The 5,001-nt window shown below is 71.5% G+C and carries 3 protein-coding genes and 1 pseudogene; 1 reads left to right on the forward strand and 3 read right to left on the reverse strand.

Features of this window, described 5'->3' with window-relative positions; genetic code table 11:
• From ND747_RS28115 to tal, 3 genes are all read right to left on the reverse strand, one after another.
• On the reverse strand, window positions 1-1,210 hold a 1,210-nt coding region (locus ND747_RS28115), incomplete at its 3' end, for a glucose-6-phosphate dehydrogenase assembly protein OpcA (protein WP_251737279.1).
• Window positions 1,211-1,262: 52 nt separating this feature from the next.
• Window positions 1,263-2,792: a glucose-6-phosphate dehydrogenase gene (zwf, locus tag ND747_RS28120; RefSeq protein WP_251737280.1), complete on the reverse strand. Its 1,530-nt coding sequence runs from the start codon at window positions 2,790-2,792 to the stop codon at window positions 1,263-1,265.
• Between the two features lie 31 nt (window positions 2,793-2,823).
• Entirely contained in the window at window positions 2,824-3,939 is a 1,116-nt protein-coding gene (gene tal, locus ND747_RS28125; protein WP_251737281.1) for a transaldolase, read from the reverse strand.
• A gap of 741 nt (window positions 3,940-4,680) precedes the next feature.
• On the opposite strand from tal, the pseudogene ND747_RS28130 reads away from it, so the two are divergent.
• Window positions 4,681-5,001, forward strand: a pseudogene (locus tag ND747_RS28130) (hypothetical protein); the annotation flags it as partial.

Genomic DNA, 5,001 nt, shown 5'->3' on the forward strand with positions numbered 1-5,001 from the left:
CCGCCCCGCCGATCATCCACCCGCGGCCTGTCGGCGTCCCGCGGCCCGTCGGTGCCCCGCGACCGGCCGGTGCCGTGCGGTCCGCTGCCGCCCGGCGATCTGCTGGCGCCGTCCGACCTGTTGGGGTGGCGGTCGTGGCCGGCGTGGAACCGGAGTCGGAACCGGAACCGGAGTCGGAACCGGCCGGGACGCGGGAGCCAGCGGCGGAGCCGGATGCGGACGCGGCTGCTCCGGCGGGGACCGGGCTGTGCTGCATCGGGTCGCGCCAGATGTGCTCGCGGTGCGGGTTGCGGGCGGCCAGGTTCGGCAGGCTGCTCCAGGTACCGAGCGCCTCGGCGAAGGTGACGTCGTCGTCGAGACGGCGCAGCTCCTCGGCGAGCAGGTCACCGAGCCCGCCCTCGACCAGTGGGAGCACCCGGTCCGGGTAGCCGGAACGGGAGATCGTCGCCGAGTGGGCGTCGGTGCGGGTGATCGCCAGCCGGTCGCTGCCGAGTTCCACCGTGACGCTGCTGATGGCGGCCTCGCCGCCGGACTCCTCGACCGTCACCGGAACGCCGAGCCGGTTGCGCAGCCAGCCGGCGAACAGCTGGGCGCTCGGGTTCGACCGTCCGGCGCTGATCACCACGGCGGTCGGACGGTCACCGATCGCGTCGAAGGCCGCCGCGAGCAGGGTGCGCCAGGGGGACAGGCGGGTCCACGCGACGTCGGTGTCACCCGGCGCGAAGTCCGCGGCCCGCTGGTAGAGCGCGGACAGCGGGTCGGGTGCCTGAGCGACGTCGGTGACCCGCCGGTCGGCGAACACACCGAGCGGGTCGTACGCGATCCGCGTCGGCGGCTCGTCGTGCCACCAGGTGACGACCGGTGCGTCCGGGGCGAGCAGCGGCAGCACGACGGACTCGGCGTGCAGGGCGAGACGCCCGGACATGCGCATGACGATCGCCTCGCCGGGGCCGAGGCGCCCGCCGATCGACACCTCCGCGTCGAGGCGCGGGTGCGGCGCGTCGATCTGTCGGCGTACGACCAGCAGCAGACGGCACGGATGTGCCGACGCCGCCTGGGTGGCGGCAGCCTCGGCCTCACGGACGTTCTTCTCGTCCACGACGGCGACGAGTGTCAGCGCCAGACCGAAGGCGAGGGCACCGGCCGCACGCCGTTCGGCACCGAGCGCTTTGACGACATCGGATCCGGTGGTGTCCCACAGCGTGGTCACGAGGTGCTCCTCTCAGCCCGGCGACGGGCGGTCGTGGGCGGCGCGGACGCGCTCATGGGCGCCGCCAGCGGCGGTCGTCGGCGGCGAGCATCTCGTCGGCGGCCGACGGGCCCCAGCTTCCCGCCCGGTAGCGGTACGGGGTGGTGGTCGCCCAGTGTTCCTCGAGCGGGTCGATGATCCGCCACGACTCCTCGACCTCGGCGTTGTTCGGGAACAACGTCGCGTCGCCGAGCAGGACGTCGAGGATGAGCCGTTCGTAGGCCTCGGGCAGCGCCTCGGTGAACGCCTCGCCGAACAGGAAGTCCATCGCGACGTCGCGGACCTCCATCGCCGAGCCCGGAACCTTCGAACCGAACTTGAGCGTGACCCCCTCGTCGGGCTGCACCCGGATGACGAGCTGGTTGTTGCCGAGTTCGGCGGTGTCGGTCTGGTCGAAGGGCAGGTGCGGCGCCTTCTTGAACACGATCGCGATCTCGGTGACCCGCCGTGGCAGCCGCTTGCCGGTGCGCAGGTAGAACGGCACCCCCGCCCACCGTCGGGTCTCGATGCCCAGGCGCACCGCCGCGTAGGTCTCGGTGCGCGAGTCCGGCGGAATGTCCTTCTCGTCCAGGTAACCGGCGACCCGCTCGCCCGCGAGCCAGCCCTGCTCGTACTGACCACGCACCGCATAGCGGCTCAGGTCGTCCGGCAGCGACACCGCCCGCAGCACCTTGATCTTCTCGGTGCGGATGGTCTCCGCGCTGAAGCTGACCGGCTCCTCCATCGCGGTGAGCGCGAGCAGCTGCAGCAGATGGTTCTGCAGGACGTCCCGGGCGGCGCCGGTCTCGTCGTAGAACCCCGCCCGGGTGCCGATGCCGACGTCCTCGGCCATGGTGATCTGCACCGAGTCGACGAACTGCGAGTTCCAGATCGGCTCGAACAACGTGTTCGCGAACCGCAGCGCGAACAGGTTCTGCACCGTCTCCTTACCGAGATAGTGGTCGATCCGGTACACCCCGGCCGGCGTGAACACGTCGTCCACCAGCGAGTTCAGCTCGCGGGCGGAGTCGAGGTCATGCCCGAACGGCTTCTCGATGACCACCCGGCGCCACGCGTCCCCGCCGGTGCCGGCAAGCCCGGTGCGCTGCATCTGCTTGAGCACGACCGGGAACGCCGACGGCGGGACGGACAGGTAGAACGCCGCGTTGCCGCCGATGCCGTGGCTGCGGTCGAGTTCCTGCAGTGTCGAGCAGAGCGTGTCGAACGCGACGTCGTCGTCGAACGAGCCGGGGACGAACCGGATGGAGCTCTCCAGCCGGTCCCACACCTCGGCGCGAAACGGCGTGCGGGCGCCCTTCTCGGCGGACTCGCGGGCGAAGTCGGCGAAGTCGCCGTGCCCCCAGTCGCGGCGGGCGAATCCCAGCAGGACGAACCCCGGCGGCAGCAGACCGCGGTTGGCCAGGTCGTAGACGGCCGGGATCAGCTTCTTGCGGCTCAGGTCACCGGTCACACCGAACACCACCAGCGCACTGGCGTCCGGCAGCCGGGGCAGTCTGCGATCCCGCGGATCCCGCAGCGGGTTGGAGTTCACCGTGGACGCCACCCGTTCCCCCTTCGTGTTCGTCGGATGCCGGTCAGCGGGCGGCATCGCTGCGGCCGAGCTGGTGAGCCACCGTGTCGAGCAACTGCTTCCAGGAATCCTCGAACTTCTGGACGCCTTGGGCTTCGAGGGTCTCCACCACGTCGTCGAGGTCCACGCCGAGCTCGGTAAGCGCGGCGAACACGGCCCGGGCGTCGTCGTAGCGTGTCCGGATCGTCTCACCGGGTACCGTGCCGTGGTCGGCGAACGCCTGCAACGTGGCCTCGGGCATCGTGTTGACGGTGCCGGGGGCGATCAGTTCGGTGACGTAGATCGTGTCCGGCAGTGACGGGTCCTTCGTCGACGTCGACGCCCACAGCGGACGCTGCGGCTTGGCGCCCTTGGTGGCCAGCGCCGCCCAGCGGGGTGAGCCGAAGATCTTCTCGTACCGCTCGTAGGCCAGGCGCGCGTTCGCGATCGCGGCCTTGGAGTGCAGGGCCTTGGCCTCCGGCGTGCCGATCTTGTCGAGGCGGGTGTCCACCTCGGAGTCGACCCGGCTGACGAAGAACGACGCCACCGACGCAAGATCGGAGACGTCGCGCCCCGCGGCCAGGGCCTGCTCGACACCGGTCACGAAGGCGTCGATCACCGCCTCGTACCGCTCGAGGCCGAAGATCAGCGTGACGTTGACGCTGATCCCCTCGGCGATCACCCGGGTGATGGCCGGCAGGCCCGCGAGGGTGGCCGGAATCTTGATGAGCAGGTTGGGCCGGTCGACGAGCCACCACAGCGCACGGGCCTCGGCCACGGTGCGCTCGGTGTCGTGGGCCAGCCGCGGGTCGACCTCCAGGGAGACCCGGCCGTCGACCCCGCCGCTGGCGTCGTACACGCCACGCAGCACGTCACAGGCCTCGCGGACGTCGGCTGCGGTGATCGCCCGGACGGCCTCACCGACGTCGACGCCACGGACCTTCAGGTCATGCAGCTGCTCGGAGTACTGGTCGCCCGAGCCGATCGCCTTCTGGAAGATCGTCGGGTTGCTGGTCACACCGACGACGTCACGGGTGGCGACCAGATCGGCGAGATTGCCGGTCCGCAGCCGCTGGCGGCTGATGTCGTCCAACCAGACCGCCACTCCGGCGGCCGAGAGTTCGGACAGGGGGGTGCTCATCGGTGGTGTTTCCTCTCCGCGGCGATGGGTCCTTCACACGATCTCAAGCCGTTCCCGGCGTGGTGACTGCCGGGATCATCCGCGAATCCGGCCGAGGTGGCCGAACCCACACCGGCCTGGCGCCACTCGACCTGGCCGGACACGGCCCGCCGGGCAGTACCGGATGCAACCCCACGAGCAGGGCACCGCCCATCCGGTCCAACCCCTCGGGCCCTTACCCAGCCACGCCTGCGCCATCCCAGTCTGATCCCAGTCTGATCCCTCACGACGCGCCCACGTGACGCCCAGGTAGCGATAAGGCGAACAGCAGGACGAATGGCCTGGACGTGGACCGTGAGCGACACCACGCAGAGACGACCGACACGGCAACTTCCGCCTGGTCGGGTGGGTCGCAGGGCCGGCTGCCTGGTCGGATCGGGCCGGCGCGGGACTGCCCCGGGTCTGGTCGGGGCGGCTTCGGCCCCACTCCGGGCGGCCGTGGCGGGTGGTGCCCGGGCCGGACGTGAGGCAGACCGCATCCCGGGCCGGCGGATCCAGACGCGGCCGGCGCGCGTGCGCCGCGATCCGGCGGCTAGACTCCGACACGTCGTAGAACACTCTGCGCTCCGTCACCGGGGCTCCGTCCAGTGCGGGTCGTCCGCCGATTCCGCCGATCGCGAGGTCGCTCTGTCTACCGAGGCCGCCCTTCGTCGCCGGCGCGTCACCACACGCGGCCCGGTGCGGTCGGACATCTCACCGTCGGTGATCGCTGGCTCCGTGGCCGCCCAGCCCGAGCTGGGCCAGGTCCCGCACCAGACCCACCCGCAGCCCCAGAACCCGGCTGCAACCCCGGCCCCGGACCCGACGCCGACCTCGCCCCTGAGCGCGGCGCCACCGACTGCGGCGGGCAGCTCCAACGGCGTGTCCCTCGCTCCCGCGGCCGGCGGCCCGCCTGGCGGCACCGCCCCGACGACCGTCCGCCCCGGCTCGAACGGGGTGCACGCACAGCCGTCCAACGGGGTGAGTGTCACACCGTCGAACGGGGTGAGCTGGTCGAACGGGGTGAGCGTGCAGCCATCGAAC

This window comes from Frankia sp. R82 (assembly GCF_023716925.1).
GTDB lineage: Bacteria > Actinomycetota > Actinomycetes > Frankiales > Frankiaceae > Frankia.

What these genes read in the sequence shown, in the direction of transcription:
- tal (WP_251737281.1), bottom strand. Translation starts at nt 3,939, where the DNA reads ATGAGCACCCCCCTGTCCGAACTCTCGGCCGCCGGAGTGGCGGTCTGG.